The following is a 17904-nucleotide window of genomic DNA, read 5'->3' as shown; positions in this document are numbered from 1 at the left end:
CGCGTCAAAGGATTCTATTCCGCGTTGGCGCGGTTGTTAACAGAGTCCAGGATACAGGTGGTAAAAATCGTCGCCCGGGCTCTCCCTTGGAGGTGCGGACGCCACGCGTTAAGGCGGGCTTGGGTTGACTTGTGTTTATACACCTAATGTCCATTTTGCGAGGAACGGGGTTCGGGGTGCCCCGCACCGACCCGCCTGCCACGGGGTGAGGGGAGCTCCGGCCCCCTCCCTTCGGGCTTCACGGGGGCCCGCGCCGTCCCTGGATCGGGTTCGGTGCCCCCGGCCGCCCCCGGAGCGCCCCCTCCGAAGGACCCGGGTCCTCGGTCCCGAACGGTTCGTCCCCGAAATCGGACGGGGCCACTATTGGAAAGGCGGTGGGCAATTTCCCAAAGGTACCCACTGCCTGCGGAAATCCACCGAAGCGCCGTTAAACCATTCGCCGTCCCGCCGGAGGGAGGGCGTCGGAATGGCGGGCTCGGCGGGAAGCCCTCGCACTCCTCGGACCCCCGGTCCGCGACCGCCGTTAACCTGGTGGCATGGACCGTCCCCACACCATCCTGAGCTGCGCGATGTCGATCGACGGGCGTATCGACGACACCAGCCCCGAACGCCTCCGGCTGTCCAACGAGGCGGACTTCGCCGAGATCGACGAACTGCGCGCCGGATGCGACGCCATCCTGGTCGGCGCGGGCACCCTGCGGGCCGACGACCCCCGGCTCCTCGTTCGCTCGCCGGCCCTGAGGGAGCGCCGCCGCGAGCAGGGGCGGACCGAGAACCTGATCAAGGCCGTGGTCACCCGGAGCGGCGAAGTGGACCCCGGGGCGCGCCTCTTCTCCACCGGGGACGCCGGGGCGGTCGTCTACACCGGCGGTACCGGGGTGGCCACCGCCACCCGGCTTCTGGCCGGGCGCCCCGACACCGACCCGCCCGCCGAGGTCGTGGACGCGGGTGACCCGCCCACCGCTGAGGCGATCCTGGGCGACCTCGCCGCCCGGGGCGTCTCCCGCCTGCTGGTCGAGGGCGGCGGCCACATCCACACCCTGTTCCTCACCTCGGGCCTGGCCGACGAACTCCGGCTCGCGGTCGCCCCGTTCCTGGTGGGGGAGGAGGGCGCCCCGCGCTTCGTCATGCCGGGCACCTACCCCCACACCCCCGAGGCGCCCATGCGTCTGGTGGAGGCACGCGCCCTCGGAGACGTCGCCGTGCTGCGGTACGTCCTCCACCCCGGGGAGCGGTGATGGAACCGACCGGCACCACCAGCGGACCGGCTCCGGAGGAGGGGGCCGCCGACGCGTTCTGGCTGACGGAGGCGGTGCGGCTGTCGCGTTCCTGCCCGCCCTCCACCACCGCCTACTCGGTGGGGGCCGTCGTGGTGTCCGAGGACGGCCGGGTCCTGGGGGCGGGGTACTCCCGCCGCGACGACCCGCACGACCACGCCGAGGAGGTGGCGCTGCGGGGGATCGCGCCCGAGGACCCGCGCCTGGCCGGGGCGACCGTCTACTCGTCCCTGGAACCGTGCAGCTCCCGGGCCTCACGGCCGCGCTCGTGCACCGCGCTGATCCTGGCCACACCCGTGCGCCGGGTCGTCCTGGCCTGGCGTGAACCGGCGCTGTTCGTGGACTGCGACGGCGCCGAGCGCCTGACCGCCGCGGGGGTCACCGTGGTCGAGCGTCCCGACCTCGCCGAGGGTGTCCGCGAGGTCAACGCCCACCTGCTCGGCTGAGGGCCTCCGGCAGGGGCCTCCGACCGGAGGCCCCACCCGCCTAGAGGCGGTTCACGTCCGTCACGTGCACCACCGCGCGGCCCTCGGCGTTGGACGCCGCCAGGTCCACCTCGGCACTGATGCCCCAGTCGTGGTCACCGGCGGGGTCGGCGAGGATCTGCCGCACCCGCCACATGTCGTCCTCCTCCTCGATGAGGAGCATCTTCGGACCGCGCGCGTCCGGTCCGGTGCCGATCCGGTCGTGCTCGGCGTAGTACGCCTCCACGGCCTCGGCCCACTCCTCGCCGCTCCACTCGTCGTCCTCGGAGAGCTTGCCGAGGTCGCCGTAGCGCCGCCGCGAGGCCAGCTCCACACGGCGGAACATCTCGTTGCGGACCAGCACCCGGAAGGCGCGGGCGTTCGAGGTGACCGGCCGGACCTTCTCCTCCGCCTCGGCGCCCTCGCCCTCGGACTCCTCCTCGGGGTTGGTGAGCTGCTCCCACTCGTCCAGCAGGCTGGAGTCCACCTGGCGTACCAGCTCGCCCAGCCACTCGATGAGGTCGCGCAGCTCCTCGGTCTTGGAGTCGTCCGGAACCGTCTGGTTGAGGGCCTTGTAGGCGCTGGCCAGGTACCGCAGCACCAGACCCTCGGAGCGGGCCAGCTCGTAGTGGCCCACGTACTCCACGAAGTTCATCGCGCGCTCGTACATGTCGCGGGCCACGGTCTTGGGCCGCAGCGGGTGGTCGCCCACCCACGGGTGACCGCGCCGGTAGACCTCGTACGCGTGGTCGAGCAGCTCCTCCAGCGGCTTGGGGTAGTCGATCTCCTCCAGCCGCTCCATGCGCTCGTCGTACTCGATGCCGTCCATCTTCATTTCCTGGACGGCCTCGCCCCGGGCCTTGTTGAGCTGGGCGCCCAGGATCTGACGCGGGTCGTCCAACGTGGACTCCACCACGGTGAGCGCGTCCAGGGGGTAGGTCGGCGACTCGGTGTCCAGCAGCTCCAGCGCGGCCAGCGCGAACGTGGACAGCGGCTGGTTGAGCGCGAAGTCGGCCTGGAGGTCCACCGTGAGCCGGGCGGTACGCCCCTGGTCGTCCGGTTCGGGCAGGGTCTCCACGATCCCGCCGTCCAGGAGCGAGCGGTAGATGGCGATCGACTCGCGGATGTGGCGCCGCTGCGTCCTGCGATCGTCGTGGTTCTCGGTCAGCAGGTGCTTCATGGCGGTGAAGCAGTTGCCCGGCCGAGCGATGACGCTCAGCAGCATCGCGTTGCTCACCCGGAAACGCGAGTTCAGCGGCTCGGGGTCGGCGTCGATGAGCTTGCGGAAGGTGGCCTCGTCCCAGGACACGAACCCCTCGGGGGCCTTCTTGCGCACCACCTTGCGCCGCTTCTTGCTGTCGTCACCAGCCTTGGCCAGCGCCTTCTCGTTCTCGATGACGTGTTCGGGGGCCTGGGCGACCACGTTGCCGACCGTGTCGAACCCCGCCCGCCCGGCACGTCCGGCGATCTGGTGGAACTCCCGCGCGCGCAGTCGGCGCACACGCACTCCGTCGTACTTGCTCAGCGCGGTGAACAGCACGGTGCGGATGGGCACGTTCACGCCCACCCCCAGGGTGTCGGTGCCGCAGATGACCTTGAGCAGACCCGCCTGGGCCAGCCGCTCCACGAGGCGCCGGTACTTGGGCAGCATCCCCGCGTGGTGCACGCCGATGCCGTGCCGCACGTACCGGGACAGGTTGCGGCCGAACTTGGTGGTGAAGCGGAAGTTGCCGATCTCGTCGGCGATCCGTGCCTTCTCCTCCTTGGTGCACATGTTGATACTGGTCAACGACTGTGCGCGCTCGATCGCCTGCGCCTGGGTGAAGTGCACGATGTACACGGGCGCGTCACCGTTGCCGAGAAGCTCCTCCAGAGTCTCGTGCAACGGGGTGGTCCGGTAGTCGTAGTAGAGGGGGACGGGGCGCTCGGCGGAGGTGACCACCGCGGTCGACCGGCCCGTGCGCTTCTCCAGATCCTCCTCGAACCGGCTGACGTCGCCCAAGGTGGCCGACATCAGCAGGAACTGCGCCTGGGGCATCTCCAGCAGGGGCACCTGCCAGGCCCAGCCGCGGTCCGGTTCGGCGTAGAAGTGGAACTCGTCCATGACGACGGTGTTGATATCGGCGTCCCGGCCCTCGGCCAGGGCGATCTGGGCCAGGACCTCCGCCGTGCAGCACACGATGGGCGCGTCGGCGTTGACGCTGGCGTCGCCGGTCATCATGCCGACGTTCTCGGTGCCGAAGATCTTGCACAGGTCGAAGAACTTCTCCGACACCAGCGCCTTGATGGGCGCGGTGTAGAACGCGCACTCGTTCCGCGCCAGGGCCGCGAACAGCGCGCCGGTGGCGACCATGCTCTTGCCCGAGCCGGTGGGGGTGTTGAGGATGACGTTCGACCCGGAGACGACCTCGATGAGGGCCTCCTCCTGGTGCGAGTAGAGGGTGAGGCCCCGCTCCTCGGCCCACAAAGCGAACGCCTCGAAGAGGGAGTCGGGTTCTGGTTCGGCCGGAAGCACATCAATGAGACTCACGGTCTCTATACTGCCCGCTCCCCGACCCCCTTCGGGACACACCGGGGTGTTCGTCCCCTCACCTGGCCCGGAACACGGACGGGCACGTCCCCCAGGGGGAACGTGCCCGTGACCGTGCCGCCGCGTCGATCCCCTAGACGAGGCCGAGCTGCTTGACGGTGTCGCGCTCCTCGACGAGCTCCTGCACCGAAGCGTCGATACGGCCACGGGAGAACTCGTCGATCTCCAGGCCCTGCACGATCTCCCACTTACCGTTCTTCGAGGTGACGGGGAAGGAGGAGATGAGGCCCTCGGGGACGCCGTAGGAGCCGTCGGACGGGATGGCCGCGGAGGTCCAGTCGCCCTCGGGGGTGCCGTTCACCCAGTCGTACACGTGGTCGATGGCGGCGTTGGCGGCCGAGGCGGCCGACGAGGCGCCACGGGCCTCGATGATCGCGGCGCCGCGCTTGGCGACGGTCGGGATGAAGTCCTTCTCCAGCCAGTCCTGGTCGCCGACGGCCTTGGCGGCGTTGGCGCCGTTGACCTCGGCGTTGAACAGGTCCGGGTACTGGGTGGCGGAGTGGTTGCCCCAGATGGTGAGCTTCTTGATGTCGTTGATCGACACGTTCAGCTTCTTGGCGAGCTGGGTCAGCGCGCGGTTGTGGTCCAGACGCGTCATCGCGGTGAAGCGCTCGGCCGGGACGTCCGGGGCGTGGCTCTGGGCGATGAGGGCGTTGGTGTTGGCCGGGTTGCCGACCACCAGGACGCGGATGTCGTCGGCGGCGCCGGCGTTGATCGCCTCGCCCTGGGGCTTGAAGATGCCTCCGTTGGCCTGGAGCAGGTCACCGCGCTCCATGCCCTTGCCGCGCGGGCGGGCGCCGACCAGCAGGCCGACGTTGGCACCCTCGAACGCCTTCGTGGCGTCGTCGAAGATGTCGATGCCCTGGAGCAGGGGGAAGGCGCAGTCGTCGAGCTCCATCGCCGTGCCCTCGGCGGCCTTGACGGCCTGCGGGATCTCCAGCAGGCGCAGCTTGACCGGGGTGTCGGTGCCGAGCAGCTGGCCGGAGGCGATCCGGAACAGCAGCGCGTAGCCGATCTGACCGGCGGCACCGGTGACGGTGACGTTGACGGGTGCGTTGGACATGCGTGAACTCTCCTGACGACGTTGTGCGACCCGCGATGTTACCAACGGGTTCGAGGCGGCTCCGGTGCCGGGCCCAGGGGGTACGGCCAGGCGCGCGCCGCACCATCACACCCTAGACCGCCCCCCGACGCCGTTCGCGACCCAGGTGTGCCCAAGCGCTTCGCGCGTCGTCACAGGTGCGGGCAAGCCTTGCGGAGCAACGGATTTCGGGCGCGGAAACGTCGGACGCATCCTGTTAGGATGACGTTTGCTGACGACGGAGGGCCGGTAGCTCAGTTGGTTAGAGCAGGGGACTCATAATCCCTGGGTCGCGGGTTCGAGTCCTGCCCGGCCTACCCCTTCCGAACATACAAAAAGCGCCGCCAGCCTGCACTGACAGGCCAGCGGCGCTTTCTTTCCTATCCGGCCGTGTTCGGACGGCTACGGCCCGAACCGGTCAGCTGTGCTGAATACGTGTTGAAGTATTGGCCGCCCGCTAACCCCCTCCGCGCACGACGGCGACCCTCGGGGGCGCGCCTCACCAAACGGCACGCATAAACCAAAAGTCGGACATCAGTGCCGCGTTCTGCTCATTTCACCACTCATCGGTGTCGCATTGGCGGGAGACCCTTCGTCGGGCCTTCGCCACTCGGGGGCGGGGGTCCGGGGGCAGGGCGCCGACGGTGCGGTCGGGCCGTCGGCGCACCCGGTTCCCTCTCACCGGTCAGTCGTCGCCGAGCAGCCCGCGCACGAAGGCGCGGTAGTCGCGCAGGGCCAGCCGCAGGGCCTCGGTGTCGTCGTCGGCCTTCTCCAGTGCGGCGTGCAGGGCCGTGCGACGCCCCTCGATCTCGGCGATCACGGCGTCGGCCACCTCCGACGCCAGAGCGTCCGCCGCGCGCACCGAGCTCGGCGGATCGTCCACGAACTCTCCCTGGGCCTCGTCCCAGCGCTCACGCACCTCACGGGGGACCAGGGCCCGGGGGTGCGGCCGCCAGGTCAGGGAGGGGGCGGGGGGCCTCGCGGGCCTGCTCTGCCGGGGCACTCTCACCTCGGCCTCCTCGGGGGTTTCCGGCCGCTCCGGCGGTACGGGGCGCTCGACGGGTCCGGGGTCGATCCGCTTCGCACCCGGCCGGTGCCTCGGCCGTACTGGGCGATCCGCCATGTGTACCTCCCTCGTGTGCTTACTCCACCTGGGCGCCTCGTGTCGTCTCGGCGCCGATCAGGGCCTCCACCAGGCCCCGGTAGGCGATCAGGGCCTCGCGCAGGTTCTCGGTGGCGGTCTGGTCGGCCTCCGCGAGGTGCCCGGCGGCCCGGGCCGCGCGGTAACGGGCGACCGCGTCGGGATGGTCCACGGACAGGTCCCTGGCGCGCCGCTCGAAGCTCGCGTCGTCGTGGACGCCGTCCTCGGAGACGGGGCCGTCGGGGTATCCGAGGTCCCGCATGATGGTGTCGGTGAGACCTCGGGCTCCCCGGATCGACCCCACCGGGTCGTCGACGAACCCCTGTTGCACCTCGGCCCAGGAGCGCGCGTAGTCCGCGCGCTCGGTCTCGGTGGGTGAACGCAGCTCGGTGTCCCGGCGCTGGCTGAGTCGTCCGGCGAGGTCCCGCTCGGCGTCGGCTCTGTCGCCGTGCGCCTCCAGAGCCTGCTCGTACTCCTGGCCGAACCGCGCTCTGAGCCGCCGCGTGTACAAGGCGGGGAGGACCGCCAGCCAGGCGATGATCGCGGCTCCTCCGATGACGACGACCACGGCCGCGACGATGATGACGATCGTTCCGGTCTCCACGGGGGGTACCTCCTGACGAGCCTGTGCCCCCGGGCGGCGAGTACGAAACGCCACGTTCCGTGCTGTTGGGGACCATTGGCTGACGGCGGCCGGGCCGAAACCCCGAACCGTCCGATACGCCCTAGACTGGCCGCCGGTCGGAGGGCACCGTGGCCCACGTCTCGGCAACCACCGCGCCGCGGGGACCGTCGAACACGTGAGGTGAACGGACGGAACCGGTGAGGAAGGCGTGTGGTGGACGGGGGCAGAACGGCGGGGTACGGCACGGACCGGCCAGCCACGGTCTGGGACCACGTCCTGAGGGTGGTCTCCGTCGTCGCCGTGGTGGCCCTGCTGCTGGTCGCCATCAACGCGAGCGTCTCCCGTGACGTCGCCATGCAGTCCGCGGACGACCCGGACGAGCCCGTCGCTCTTCCACTCACACACCTCCTCGACCGCACCGGTGTCTCCCAGGACGGCACCGTGGGCTCCGGCGACCTCGACGGCGCCGGCAACAGCCTCTCCGCGCGCACCTTGGCGGCGGCCGGATGGAATCCGGGAGGAGAGGTGGTCCTCCTGGACACACCGCTCGAACTCCCCGCCTACGGACCGGGCCGCCCCGACCACGTGGCCTCCGACGGCCAGTCGGTGACCCTGTCCGCCGAACCCGCCCGCTGGGAGTCCCTCACCTTCCTGGCGACCGGCACCCGCACCGACGGCACCGGCGCCGACGTGCGCGGCAACGGCCGCGTCGTCTACACGGACGGAACCACCCAGGACTTCCCGATCTCGGTCCCCGACTGGGCCGCGGGCCCGGCCGGGGACGCCGTCCTGTCCCTGCCCTACGCCAACTCCGCCACGGGTTTCGGGCAGGACGCCATCGGTTCCGTGCGCCTGTACGCCCGTTCCGTGCCGATCGACCAGGGGCGGGAGGTCGACCACGTCGTCCTGCCCACCATCGCCGACGAGGACGCCAGCCTGCACGTCTTCTCCGTCGGCGGGCGCCCGGCCGCGCAGGCCTGGACCGGGACCTGGGCGCGCGCGGCGTCCGGGTACGCGTCGGTCGGACCATGGGAGGACCAGACGCTGCGACTGACCGTGCGCACCACCACCGGCGGACACAAGGCGCGCCTGCGGTTCGACAACACCTTCGCCTCGCGCCCGGTCACCCTCGGAGCGGTCTCGGTCTCACTGCGCGGCGTGGGCGCCGCCACGCACGGAGCGGCGGTTCCGCTGACCTTCGACGGGGCGCCCGGCGCGGTCATCCCCGCAGGGGGCCGACTGGTCAGCGACCCCGTCGACGTCCTGCTTCCACCGCAGACCGAACTGCTGGTCAGCGTCCACCTGCCAGAGCGGGTGACCGCCGCACCCATCCACTACGCGTCGGTGGACACCAACTACACCAGCGTCCCCGGCAGCGGTGACCAGACCCTGGACCGCACCGGGGAGCCCTTCACCGGGCTCGTGGACCAATGGCCCTTCCTCACGGGGATCGAGGTGACGGACGGGCCCGGCGCGGTGGTGACCTACGGCGACTCCATCACCGACGGACTGCGCTCCAGCCGGGACAGTCACACGCGCTGGCCGGACGTGCTCGGCGCCCGGCTTCACGAGAGCGCCGACCTGCCGACCCTGGGGGTGCTCAACCTCGGTGTGGCGGGGAACCGGATCACCTCGGACGGCTACCCCGGGGAGGGCGTGTCCACCTACGCCAGCGGTGTGAGCATGCTGCACCGCGCCCAGCGCGACGTGTTCGCGCAGAACGGGGTGGAGGCGGTGGTGGTCTTCGCCGGGATCAACGACCTGCGCTGGGGTGCCTCACCGGACGTGGTGATCGCGGGGCTGGGACGCCTGGCCAGGACCGCCGAGGAGCACGGGGTGCGGGTGTTCGTGGCCACCCTCGCGCCGTGCGCGGGGGGATCCCGGTGTACCCCGCAGGTGGAGGAGGGGCGCCAGCGGGTCAACGCCCACCTGCGCGCGGAGGCGGGCGACCCGGGCTCGGTCTTCACCGGAGTGTGGGACTTCGACGCGGTGCTGCGGGACCCGGCCGTTCCCGAGCGGATGCGGCCGGAGTTCGACTCCGGCGACCAGCTGCACCCCAACGACGCCGGGCTGCGGGCCGTCGCGGAGTCGGTGGACCTGTACGAGCTGGTGGGTGGCTGAGCCGTCGCGGTCAGCGCGGGCAGCGCAGGTGGTGGTGGATCACCAGGTCCACGTACACGCCGCCGAGGTCGTTGAGGCTGAGTCCGGCCTCGGGGTCGTACCAGTGCAGGAGCGAGTCGAAGGTCTCCAGGACGCTGTCGGTGGCGCGGTTGGTGTCCCGTATCCGGAACTGGTCGGCGCTCACTCCCGCCACGATGATCTCGCGGACGTGCTCCCGGTAGGTCCGGAACAGGGAGCTGATCTCCCGGTGCCGGGCGGGGTGGATGGCGCGCAGGGCGGGCAGCAGCTCCTGGCTCAGGGCTATGGCGGACCGGTGCCGCCACCCGGAGTTCACATGCCTGCGGACCAGGCCGGACATACGTTCGGTGGGTGGTCTCCCGGGCGCGTCGGCGGCCAGTTGGCCGTTGACGCGTTCGCGGGTCGCGCGTAAGACCACGGCGTAGGAGAGGTCGAACCTGGTGGGGAAGGCACGTCTGAGGCAGGCCGGGTCCGTGCGCGTCTCGCTGGCGATGCGTCGGGTCAGGTCGGACATGGCGATCCCGCGCGAACCGTGCTCGGTGAACAGCCGGGCCGCGCAGTCCAGGACGGGTGCCGTCGTGCGAAGTGCGTTCGGGGGGAGATCGGCCGTCATTCGTTGTTTTCTCGTCGGTCGGTGCGCCACGGACGTCAGGGGAGTCAAGGATATCCGTGACCGTTCCACACACAGTGTGGAACGGAGGAATTCACCGGAAAACGCGGTATTCACGGTGCGCGTGTTGTTGGTGTTCCCGCCGATGCCCGCTGAGGGCGGCTTGTCGTGTTCTCCCAGGTGGTCCCGTGAACCGAGGGAACGGTACAAGGGTTGTACCAGTGTTTTCCCGGGACGGTTCCGCATGGTCCGACGTTCCCTTTCCTGCCGCCCGCGCCGTTGTTCACGGCGGCCCCTGAGCCGTTTCCTGGGCACGGCCGGAAGTCAGGGAAACGAGGTCGTCCACGCGTTCGGTGGCGAGCGCGTCCACGCCCATTCCCATGAGTCTGGCCATGTCCGGGAACTCGTTCACGGTCCAGGCCACCACCCCGAAACCGTGCCGGTGGAGGTCGGCCACCCGGTCCCGGTCCACCAGGGAGTAGTGCATCCCCAGGAACGTGGGGCGCACCGCGCGGGCCACCTCCTCCGGCGGGGGTCCCGGCTGGTCCCAGGCGAGCATCACGCGGGCACCGGGACTGCGGGCGCGCAGCGCCTGGAGCGTCTCCAGCGGTCCGGTGAACAGCGCCTGGTCGCCGAACCCGTGTTCGCGCAGGACGGCGTCGGCGGCCAGCGCGGCCTGGGGGGAGGCGGCGTCGACCAGCAGCGGCGCGGTGGCGCCGCCGCCGAACTCGGCGATGACCTCCATGAGTGTGGGCACCCGCCGTTCCACGTCGTCGCGGGCGGCGGCGAGTTCGGCCAGGGTCAGGTCGGCGACCTGACGCGGCGGGGAACCCGGGAGGGTCACGACACGTTCGTCCACCAGGACCGGGTACCCGTCCGAGGACAGGTGGACGTCGATCTTGACCAGGTCGGCTCCGGCGCGCAGCGCCGAGCGCAGTGCCGGGAGAGTGTTACCTGGGAATCGTGCGGTGTCTCCGCGTAGTGCGATGGACAACGTCATGCAGTCAAGAGTGGCAAAGAGACCGCGATCACGTGGTGCAAACAGGAAAAACGCCCACCAAGGCGTCCCGGAGCCGTCGGGCGGCGCGGAGCGTGGGGGCCGATCGCGCGGGGATTGCGAGCGGTCTCACGTCGTGGGGGCACCGCCTGGGTACGGCTACCTGGGAAACTTCGATAAGGGGTGTCGTATCCGAACGGCACCCGCCAGGCCCCCGAGTGTGAGGCGAACGATGATCCCGGACCAGCGGCGAGAGCACATCCTGAAGCTTCTCCAGGAGCGCCACGTGCTGAGTATCAACGAGCTCACGTCGATGCTGTCCGTGTCCCACATGACCGTGCGTCGCGACATCCAGGCCCTGGAGAACGACGGCAAGGTCCTGTCGGTCACCGGCGGCGTGCGGTTGGCGGCCCGGCTCAAGAGCGAACCCTCCTACCTGGCCAAGGCACAGTTGGAGGTGCCCGCGAAACGGGCCATCGCCCGCGCCGCCGCCGAGCTGGTGCGCGAGAACTTCACCATCTACCTGGACGCGGGCACGACCACCCTCCAGATGGTGCCGCTGCTCACCGACAAGGTGGGGTTGACCGTCATCACCAGCGACTTCAACGTCGTCGGCCACCTGATGGAGTACCCGGGGATCGAACTGATCCACACCGGGGGTGTGGTGTCGCACTCCGACCACTCCTCGGTGGGCCAGTTCACGGCCGACTTCCTGCGGCAGGTCAACGTCGACCTCGCGTTCATCGCGAGCAGTTCCTGGGACGCCGAGCGCGGATCGACCACTCCGTCGGAGGCGAAGGTGATCGCCAAGCAGGAGCTGCTGCGTATTGCCTCCAAGAGCGTCCTGGTGGTGGACAGCACCAAGTACGGCAAGTTCGGCACCTTCAGGGTGGCCCAGCTGGAGGAGTTCGACCTGATCATCACCGACGAGCGCCTGCCGCGGTCGGCGGTGGACGAGATCGGTGAGCGCGACATCCGACTGAGGACCGTCCCGAGCGAGTAGTCACGGGCCCGGCCACCGGCCCCTGTAACGGGAGACGGAGCCGGGCCGGGTCCCGGAACCGGTCGACTAGTCCTCGCCGGTGTCGGGTTCGGCGGGAACGAACAGGGCCAGCTCGGTGCCGTCCGGGTCCTGGAAGACCAGGGTCGAACCCTCGTCGGCGTGCACGACCGGGGCGTGCTCCACGTCCATCCGGGCGAACCGGTCCTCCCAGGCCTCCAGGACGCCGAGGTTGGCGGCGGCCAGCGTGAGTCGGCCCAGACCACAGCGGCGCCTGTCGAAGCGGCCCTTGAAGTTGTCCCTGTGCTGGACCAGGTCGAGGAACGGCCCTCCGGGGATAAGGAAGACGGTCACGGGCGGCCCGTCGCCGTCCACCGGGTACTCCGGGCGCAGGCCCAGGACGGAACGGTAGAAGCGCACGCTGACGTCGAGGTCGCGCACGGACAGGGTCACGCGGGCGATCCCGGCGAGCGGAGGAGGCGGGCAGGCCTCGCGGAGGAGACTGGCTCGGGGGGCCAGCGCCCTGAACAGTTCAAGCACGATCGACAAGCCTACGCACACCCTCCGGTCCCTGACCAGAGCCCTGACGCGTGCCTGGCGCCGCCGGGACGGGGTAGCGGAGTCGAACCAGCTCAGACCCCCGAGTTGAGCCCCGTGTCCTTGGTCACGGGAGGCCCCGAGCCCGGAGCGGCGGGGCCGTCACTGGCGCCGGACCGCTCGTACCAACGGGCCCGCAACACCAGCGTGGTCACCGCGAAGGAGGCCAGCCCGCCCGCCGTGGCCAGCGCGAACGCCCCCTGGTGGCCGAAGGAGTCGGCGAGCGACCCCGAGACCATGGACCCCAGGGCCTGGCCCAGGATCAGACTGCTCAGGATGATCGCCATCGACTGTGAGAGGCGGCTGGGCGGGGCGGCCCGCTCGATCAGGCCGAACAGGCTCACCAGGTGGGGGCCGATCGCGACGCCCAGCACGAGGATGGCCACGGCCAGGGTCGCGGGGCCGTGCTCCAGGTACAGGGGCAGGGTGAGCAGCGCCAGACCGCCCGCCGCCACACGCACCCGCGCGGTGAGCGTGAAACCCACCGGCAGGGAGGCCATCATCAGCCCCGCGAGGGCGCTGCTGGAGCCCATCACCGCGTACATCAGTCCGGACAGGTCGCCGTGCCCGGCGTTGTCCGCGAACGCGGTCACGCCCGTGGACATGCCACCGAAGAACAGGCCCTGGCAGAACATCGGAACGGCGAGCAGCAGCAGCGCGGGTCGTGTGATGCGGCCTTCGGCGCCGCGCACCGGGGCCGACCCGGGCGGTGCCGTGGGGTGCAGGGCGAACACGGTGCCGAACACACCGATCAGGACGGCCGCACCGAGCACACTCGCGGTGGGGGACAGGGTCAGGGTGAGGACACCGACCAGAGCGGGGCCCAGGACGAACGCGGCCTCGTCCAGGACGCCCTCCACCGACATCACCGCGGACACCGAGCGCTCGCGTTCCAGGCCGCGGTCGGGTCCCTTGCGGATGAGCACCACCCAGCGGGTGCGGGCCATCGGTCCCACCTGGGGCATGCACAGACCACCGACCGCGGCCAGCGCCACGATGGCGGGCAGCGGGACGTCGGCCGCGATGGCCGCCACCAGGGCGACGATGAGGGCGGCGTCCACGATCGCCGTGACCAGCACGGGGAAGCGCTGCCCGTGACGGTCCGCGAAGCGCGCGATGACGGGCCCGCCGACCGCCTCACCGAGCGCGAACGCTCCGGAGACCAGTCCGGCGGCGGCGACGCTGCCGGTGGTGACGGTGACCAGGGTGAGGAGCCCGATCAGGGTCATGGACACGGGGAGCCGGGCCAGGAACGTGGCGAGGAGCAGGGGCCAACCGGCGATCCGGTGCATCCGCCGCAAGGTCTCCAGGGGTGACATTCAGCCTCGTTCTGTCTCGTGGTGCCGCGCCGTCGCCCTCGGCCGCAAACCATCCCATGATAGGTCGATCCATCCTGGTGGCGGACGAACCCTGACTTTCGTGGGTGACCCGTGACCGGTGCGGCTGTGTAGGTTCGCCACCATGGACTTCGCCGAACTCTCCCCGGAACCGCGCCGGGTCCCGGACCCGCTTCGGGTCCTGGTGATGCCCGGCCCGGGATGGCCGACCCGGGGCGCCGCCGTGCGGGACCTGCTGCTGTGGCTCGGGGCGTCCCTGGTCCTGCTCGCCGAGGCCCACGCCTTCGCCGTCGCCGGGTACGAACCGACCCTGACCGCCCTCCACCTGGTGGCTCTGGCCGGGGTGGTCCTCGTGCTCAGTCGCACCCACCCCCTCCTGGCGCCGTGCGCGGCCGTGTTCGTGTGTCTCTGGTCCCAGGCGTTCGTGGTCGTCCTGGTGTGCGTGGCCTACCTGGCCGGTCGGCGGTCGAGACGGACCTGGGTCGCCGTGGCGCTCTTCGCCGCACTGAGCCTGGCCGTCGCGGTGGTCGTGCTCCGTTTGGTGGGCGAGACCCCAGGGCTGTGGCTGAGCTCCGGGATCACCCTGGTGTTCTTCACGGCGCTGCCCTGGCTGGTGGGCGTCTACCGGCGCCAGCACCGGGAGCTGGGACAGGCGGGCTGGGAGCACGCGCGCCAGCTGGAACTCGGACAGCGGCTGACCGCCGACCGCGCCAGACTGCGCGAACGCGCGCGGATCGCCCAGGACATGCACGACTCCCTGGGCCACGACCTCAGCCTGCTCGCCCTGCGGGCCGGAGCCCTGGAGGTGGCGCCGGACCTGGCCGAGCACCACAGGGAGGAGATCTCCCGGCTGCGCTCGGGTGCGGTCGAGGCCACCGCCAACCTGCGCGAGATCATCGGGGTTCTGCGCCCCGACACCGGTGCCGAACCCGCCCCGACCGCCCCCGCCGACGAGGATGTGCCGGCCCTGGTGGAACGGGCACGTGACTCGGGGGTGGAGGTCACGCTGGTCGGCGAGGGGAGGTTCGACGCGCTTCCGCCGATGGTGGACCGCGCGGTCCACCGGGTCGTGCAGGAGTCCCTGACCAACGCCACCAAGTACGCGCCCGGCGCCCCCGTCGAAGTGAGGGTGACCGCCGACGACGCCCGGGTGGTGGCGCGGGTCACCAACCGTGATCCGGGCGAGCGGGGCGGCCAGGAGCCAGGTTCGGGCGGTGGACACGGCCTCACCGGTCTGGCGGAGCGGGTCCGGCTGGCACGCGGAACCCTGACCGCCGGTCCCCACGAAGGCGGCTGGCGGGTGCGGGCCACCATGCCGCTGAACGGGGCCGAGACGACAGACACCGCAGAGCACGCCGACGAGGGGATCGACCGGCTCCACAGAGCGGCCCGCCGCCGGGTCCAGCCGTGGACCCTGGCCCTGGTGGCCGCTCCGGTGGTCGTGGTCCTGCTCGTGGTCGCGACCGTCTACTACGCCCTCGCCCAGATCCTCGCCGCCAGCACCTTGCCACCGGAGGACTTCGCGGCGGTCTCCGTGGGCGAACACCGCGACGAACTCGACCTGCTCCCCGACCAGCCGCTGCGGGTCTCCGAGTCGCAACTGGCGGAGTTCGACTCCGCCGACCCCGGCTGCGACCACTACCGCGGCACGGCGGGGATGTTCGACGAGGACGTGGACTTCTACCAGTTGTGCTTCGAGGACGGGGTGCTCACAGCCAAGGAGAGGCTGACGAGGCGATGAGGGCGCTGTGGGATGCTTCCCGAGCGACCGGGACCGGAGAAGGGGACACGGCTGTGATCAGGGTGCTGCTCGCCGACGACGAGGCGATGATCCGCGCGGGTGTGCGGGCCATCGTGCAGAGCGACCCGGGCATCGAGGTGGTCGCGGAGGCCGCCGACGGACGGGAGGCGGTGGAGCTGGTCCTCTCCCGCCGCCCCGACGTGGTGCTGTTGGACATCCGCATGCCGCGCATGGACGGGCTCGCGGCCTGCGCCGAGATCCTTCGGGTGGCCCCGGGGACCAGGGTGGTCATCCTCACGACCTTCGGGGAGGACGCCTACATCTCCCAGGCGCTCGGCGACGGGGCCAGCGGGTTCCTGCTCAAGGCGGGGGACCCCCGCGAACTCATCGCCGGGGTGCACGCGGTCGCGGACGGGGGCGCCTACCTGTCTCCGCGGGTGGCCCGACAGGTGATCGAACGGTTCGGCGGCGGAAGGGCGGCCAAGGAGGCCGCCGCGGCCGAACGCCTGGCCGACCTCACCGATCGTGAACGGGACGTGCTCGCCCTGGTCGGCGCCGGTCTGTCCAACGCCGACATCGCCGAACGCCTCTTCCTCGTCGAGGGCACGGTCAAGAGCTACGTGAGCGCCATCCTCAGCCGTCTGGGTATGAGGAACAGGGTGCAGGCGGCCATCCTCGCCTACGAGGCCGGGCTGGTCGAGGGCTCCGCGCGCTGACCCGCGCTGACCTTTTGGGGCCGGGCGCGGGCGGGAAGACTGGCCACATGGACAGTTCCGAGCACCGGACGGACCGCTACCACCCCCTGCGGGAGGAGGACGCCGTCCTCCTCGCGGCCTCCTGGCGCCACCTCGCGGGCGGGGGGTGCGAGGCCCGGGCGGTGGGGGACGAGCTCCTCGGCCGCTGGAGCGAGGAACACCGCCGCTACCACACCCTCTCCCACCTGTGGGGAACCCTGCGCGCCGTGGACGTGCTCCAGGAGGAGGCCCGCGACGTCGACGCAGTGCGCTACGCGGTCTGGTTCCACGACGCCGTCTACGAGGGCAACCCCGGCGAGGACGAGGATGAGAGCGCCGCCCTGGCCGAGCGGCTGCTCACGCTCCTGGGGAAGGACCCGGCACTGATCGCCGAGGTGGTGCGGCTGGTGGGCGTCACCAAGGACCACCAGCCCGCGCCGGGGGACGCCGACGGCGCGGTGCTCTGCGACGCCGACCTGTCGACCCTGGGCGGACCGCCGGAGAAGTACCTGGCCTACACCTCCGCGGTCCGGGCGGAGTACTGGCGCTACTCCGACAAGGTGTTCCGGGCCGGACGGCTGCGGGTCCTGCGTTCGCTGCTGGAGAGCCCGCACCTGTTCCACACGCGGTTCGGTCGGGCGCACTGGGAGCCCCGCGCGCGCTCCAACATGCTCGCCGAGGTGGACCGGCTCAGCCGTGAGTCCTCGGAGGAGCCTGCCCCGACCCGGCGTGCTTGGGGCGGCGCAGGCCCGCCCCGCGCAGACGGGTGACCAGTTCGCGGCCGCTGACCCGCTCGGCGCCCATCTCCAGGGCCCGAGCGTGCAGGTGTTCGGGCACGTCGTAGTGGTCCCGCTCGAAGGCACCGGGCGGAACACCCAGCTCACGCGCGAAGGTGTGCAGCTCCTCGAAGGAGCTGTCGCTCACCAGGTGGGCGAAGCGCCAGCCACGGGGGCCCGGCCAGACGGGACTGTCGATCAGAACACTCACCGGTCAACCCTAGTCGGGAAGCGACGGGACGGGACCGCGGGTCTCAACGGGTCTGCGGGGCGTTGACCGGGCGCCAGGGCACCGGACTGGACAGGATCATGGTGCTGGAGGGGCGGCCGTGCACGGCGAGCTGGTCGATGACCTCCTCGAAGTGCTCCATGGAGCGCACCGCGATGAGCAGCACACAGCAGGCGTCGCCGGTGACGCGGTGCACCTGGAGGATCTCCGGCAGCTCCAGGGAGGACTGTTCGCGCAGCAGGCAGTGGGCGCCGAAGCATTCCATGCGCACCAGCGCGGTGACCGGGAGACCGGCGGCGGCCGGATCCACGTGGGCGTGGTAGCCGGTGATCACCCCGCGGTCGGTCAGTCGGCGCACCCGGTCGGCCACGGCGGGCGCCGAGAGGTTCACCCGCCGGGACAGTTCGTTGAAGGACAACCTCCCGTCCCGTTGGAGCTCGTCGAGGATGCGCTGGTCAACGCTGTCCAGCGGGGTTTCGAGTCGTGAGGCCATACTTTGCGTTCCCAAGGCCGATGGCGGATTCCTGTTACGAATGCTAGGTCAACGCCCGACTTGTGTCATCGGT

Annotated in this window: 17 protein-coding genes and 1 tRNA gene; 8 read left to right on the top strand and 10 right to left on the bottom strand. The window is 70.9% G+C overall.

The window, feature by feature from the left end:
- Positions 1-536 precede the first annotated feature (536 nt).
- Together BDW27_RS00565 and BDW27_RS00560 are read left to right on the top strand one after the other, a co-directional pair.
- On the top strand, positions 537-1238 hold the full coding sequence (locus BDW27_RS00565; protein ID WP_017546242.1) for a dihydrofolate reductase family protein: 702 nt from the start codon (positions 537-539) through the stop codon (positions 1236-1238).
- Positions 1238-1723: a dCMP deaminase gene (locus BDW27_RS00560; protein WP_017546241.1), complete on the top strand. Its 486-nt coding sequence runs from the start codon at positions 1238-1240 to the stop codon at positions 1721-1723. The genes BDW27_RS00565 and BDW27_RS00560 overlap by 1 nt, the downstream gene beginning before the upstream one ends.
- 40 nt (positions 1724-1763) lie before the next feature.
- Here BDW27_RS00560 and BDW27_RS00555 read toward each other — a convergent pair whose 3' ends face one another.
- Entirely contained in the window at positions 1764-4256 is a 2493-nt protein-coding gene (locus BDW27_RS00555) for an RNA helicase (RefSeq protein ID WP_110047788.1), read from the bottom strand.
- A gap of 148 nt (positions 4257-4404) precedes the next feature.
- Positions 4405-5394, bottom strand: a complete 990-nt coding sequence (locus BDW27_RS00550) for a malate dehydrogenase (RefSeq protein WP_110047787.1) — start codon at positions 5392-5394, stop codon at positions 4405-4407.
- A gap of 261 nt (positions 5395-5655) precedes the next feature.
- Here BDW27_RS00550 and BDW27_RS00545 point away from each other — a divergent pair.
- Positions 5656-5729: transfer RNA gene (locus BDW27_RS00545), tRNA-Ile, on the top strand.
- A gap of 368 nt (positions 5730-6097) precedes the next feature.
- Here BDW27_RS00545 and BDW27_RS00540 read toward each other — a convergent pair.
- Together BDW27_RS00540 and BDW27_RS00535 are read right to left on the bottom strand one after the other, a co-directional pair.
- A complete protein-coding gene (locus tag BDW27_RS00540) occupies positions 6098-6535 on the bottom strand; it encodes a hypothetical protein (RefSeq protein WP_026129547.1) in 438 nt (145 codons plus the stop codon).
- Positions 6536-6554: 19 nt separating this feature from the next.
- Entirely contained in the window at positions 6555-7157 is a 603-nt protein-coding gene (locus tag BDW27_RS00535; protein ID WP_110047786.1) for a hypothetical protein, read from the bottom strand.
- Positions 7158-7388: 231 nt separating this feature from the next.
- On the opposite strand from BDW27_RS00535, the gene BDW27_RS00530 reads away from it, so the two are divergent.
- The gene (locus tag BDW27_RS00530) at positions 7389-9299 is read left to right on the top strand and encodes a GDSL-type esterase/lipase family protein (RefSeq protein ID WP_017546235.1); all 1911 of its coding nucleotides are present in this window, start codon (positions 7389-7391) and stop codon (positions 9297-9299) included.
- A 10-nt stretch (positions 9300-9309) separates the two neighbouring features.
- Here the strand turns inward: BDW27_RS00530 and BDW27_RS00525 are convergent, their stop codons facing one another.
- Both BDW27_RS00525 and BDW27_RS00520 read right to left on the bottom strand, forming a co-directional pair.
- The gene (locus BDW27_RS00525) at positions 9310-9930 is read right to left on the bottom strand and encodes a TetR family transcriptional regulator (RefSeq protein ID WP_110047785.1); all 621 of its coding nucleotides are present in this window, start codon (positions 9928-9930) and stop codon (positions 9310-9312) included.
- Positions 9931-10210: 280 nt separating this feature from the next.
- Positions 10211-10927, bottom strand: a complete 717-nt coding sequence (locus BDW27_RS00520) for a glycerophosphodiester phosphodiesterase (protein ID WP_017546232.1) — start codon at positions 10925-10927, stop codon at positions 10211-10213.
- Between the two features lie 229 nt (positions 10928-11156).
- On the opposite strand from BDW27_RS00520, the gene BDW27_RS00515 reads away from it, so the two are divergent.
- Positions 11157-11927 carry a DeoR/GlpR family DNA-binding transcription regulator gene (locus BDW27_RS00515; RefSeq protein WP_017546231.1) on the top strand — a complete coding sequence of 257 codons (771 nt, stop codon included), beginning with the start codon at positions 11157-11159 and terminating at the stop codon, positions 11925-11927.
- A 66-nt stretch (positions 11928-11993) separates the two neighbouring features.
- Here BDW27_RS00515 and BDW27_RS00510 read toward each other — a convergent pair whose 3' ends face one another.
- The gene (locus tag BDW27_RS00510) at positions 11994-12473 is read right to left on the bottom strand and encodes a VOC family protein (RefSeq protein ID WP_370446398.1); all 480 of its coding nucleotides are present in this window, start codon (positions 12471-12473) and stop codon (positions 11994-11996) included.
- An 83-nt stretch (positions 12474-12556) separates the two neighbouring features.
- Positions 12557-13840: an MFS transporter gene (locus BDW27_RS00505; protein WP_110047784.1), complete on the bottom strand. Its 1284-nt coding sequence runs from the start codon at positions 13838-13840 to the stop codon at positions 12557-12559.
- A 142-nt stretch (positions 13841-13982) separates the two neighbouring features.
- Here BDW27_RS00505 and BDW27_RS00500 point away from each other — a divergent pair, with 142 nt between their 5' ends.
- From BDW27_RS00500 to BDW27_RS00490, 3 genes are read left to right on the top strand one after another with little or no spacing between them, the layout of a single operon-like run.
- Positions 13983-15599, top strand: coding sequence for a sensor histidine kinase (locus BDW27_RS00500; RefSeq protein ID WP_110047783.1), 1617 nt, complete (start codon positions 13983-13985; stop codon positions 15597-15599).
- Between the two features lie 53 nt (positions 15600-15652).
- The gene (locus tag BDW27_RS00495) at positions 15653-16315 is read left to right on the top strand and encodes a response regulator transcription factor (protein WP_110047782.1); all 663 of its coding nucleotides are present in this window, start codon (positions 15653-15655) and stop codon (positions 16313-16315) included.
- Between the two features lie 47 nt (positions 16316-16362).
- Positions 16363-17103 carry a hypothetical protein gene (locus BDW27_RS00490; RefSeq protein WP_017546226.1) on the top strand — a complete coding sequence of 247 codons (741 nt, stop codon included), beginning with the start codon at positions 16363-16365 and terminating at the stop codon, positions 17101-17103.
- Here the strand turns inward: BDW27_RS00490 and BDW27_RS00485 are convergent.
- Complete coding sequence (locus BDW27_RS00485; RefSeq protein ID WP_110047781.1) at positions 17024-17320, bottom strand: DUF4031 domain-containing protein; 297 nt, start codon at positions 17318-17320, stop codon at positions 17024-17026. The two genes, BDW27_RS00490 and BDW27_RS00485, sit on opposite strands and share 80 nt — an antisense overlap.
- 43 nt (positions 17321-17363) lie before the next feature.
- Positions 17364-17831: an Lrp/AsnC family transcriptional regulator gene (locus BDW27_RS00480; RefSeq protein WP_017546224.1), complete on the bottom strand. Its 468-nt coding sequence runs from the start codon at positions 17829-17831 to the stop codon at positions 17364-17366.
- Positions 17832-17904 lie beyond the last annotated feature (73 nt).

The sequence above is a fragment of the Nocardiopsis sp. L17-MgMaSL7 genome (assembly GCF_003182025.1).
Classification (GTDB): Bacteria; Actinomycetota; Actinomycetes; order Streptosporangiales; family Streptosporangiaceae; genus Nocardiopsis; species Nocardiopsis prasina.
The sequence above is the reverse complement of the archived record's forward strand: the minus strand, read 5'-3'. Positions and strand labels throughout refer to the sequence as shown.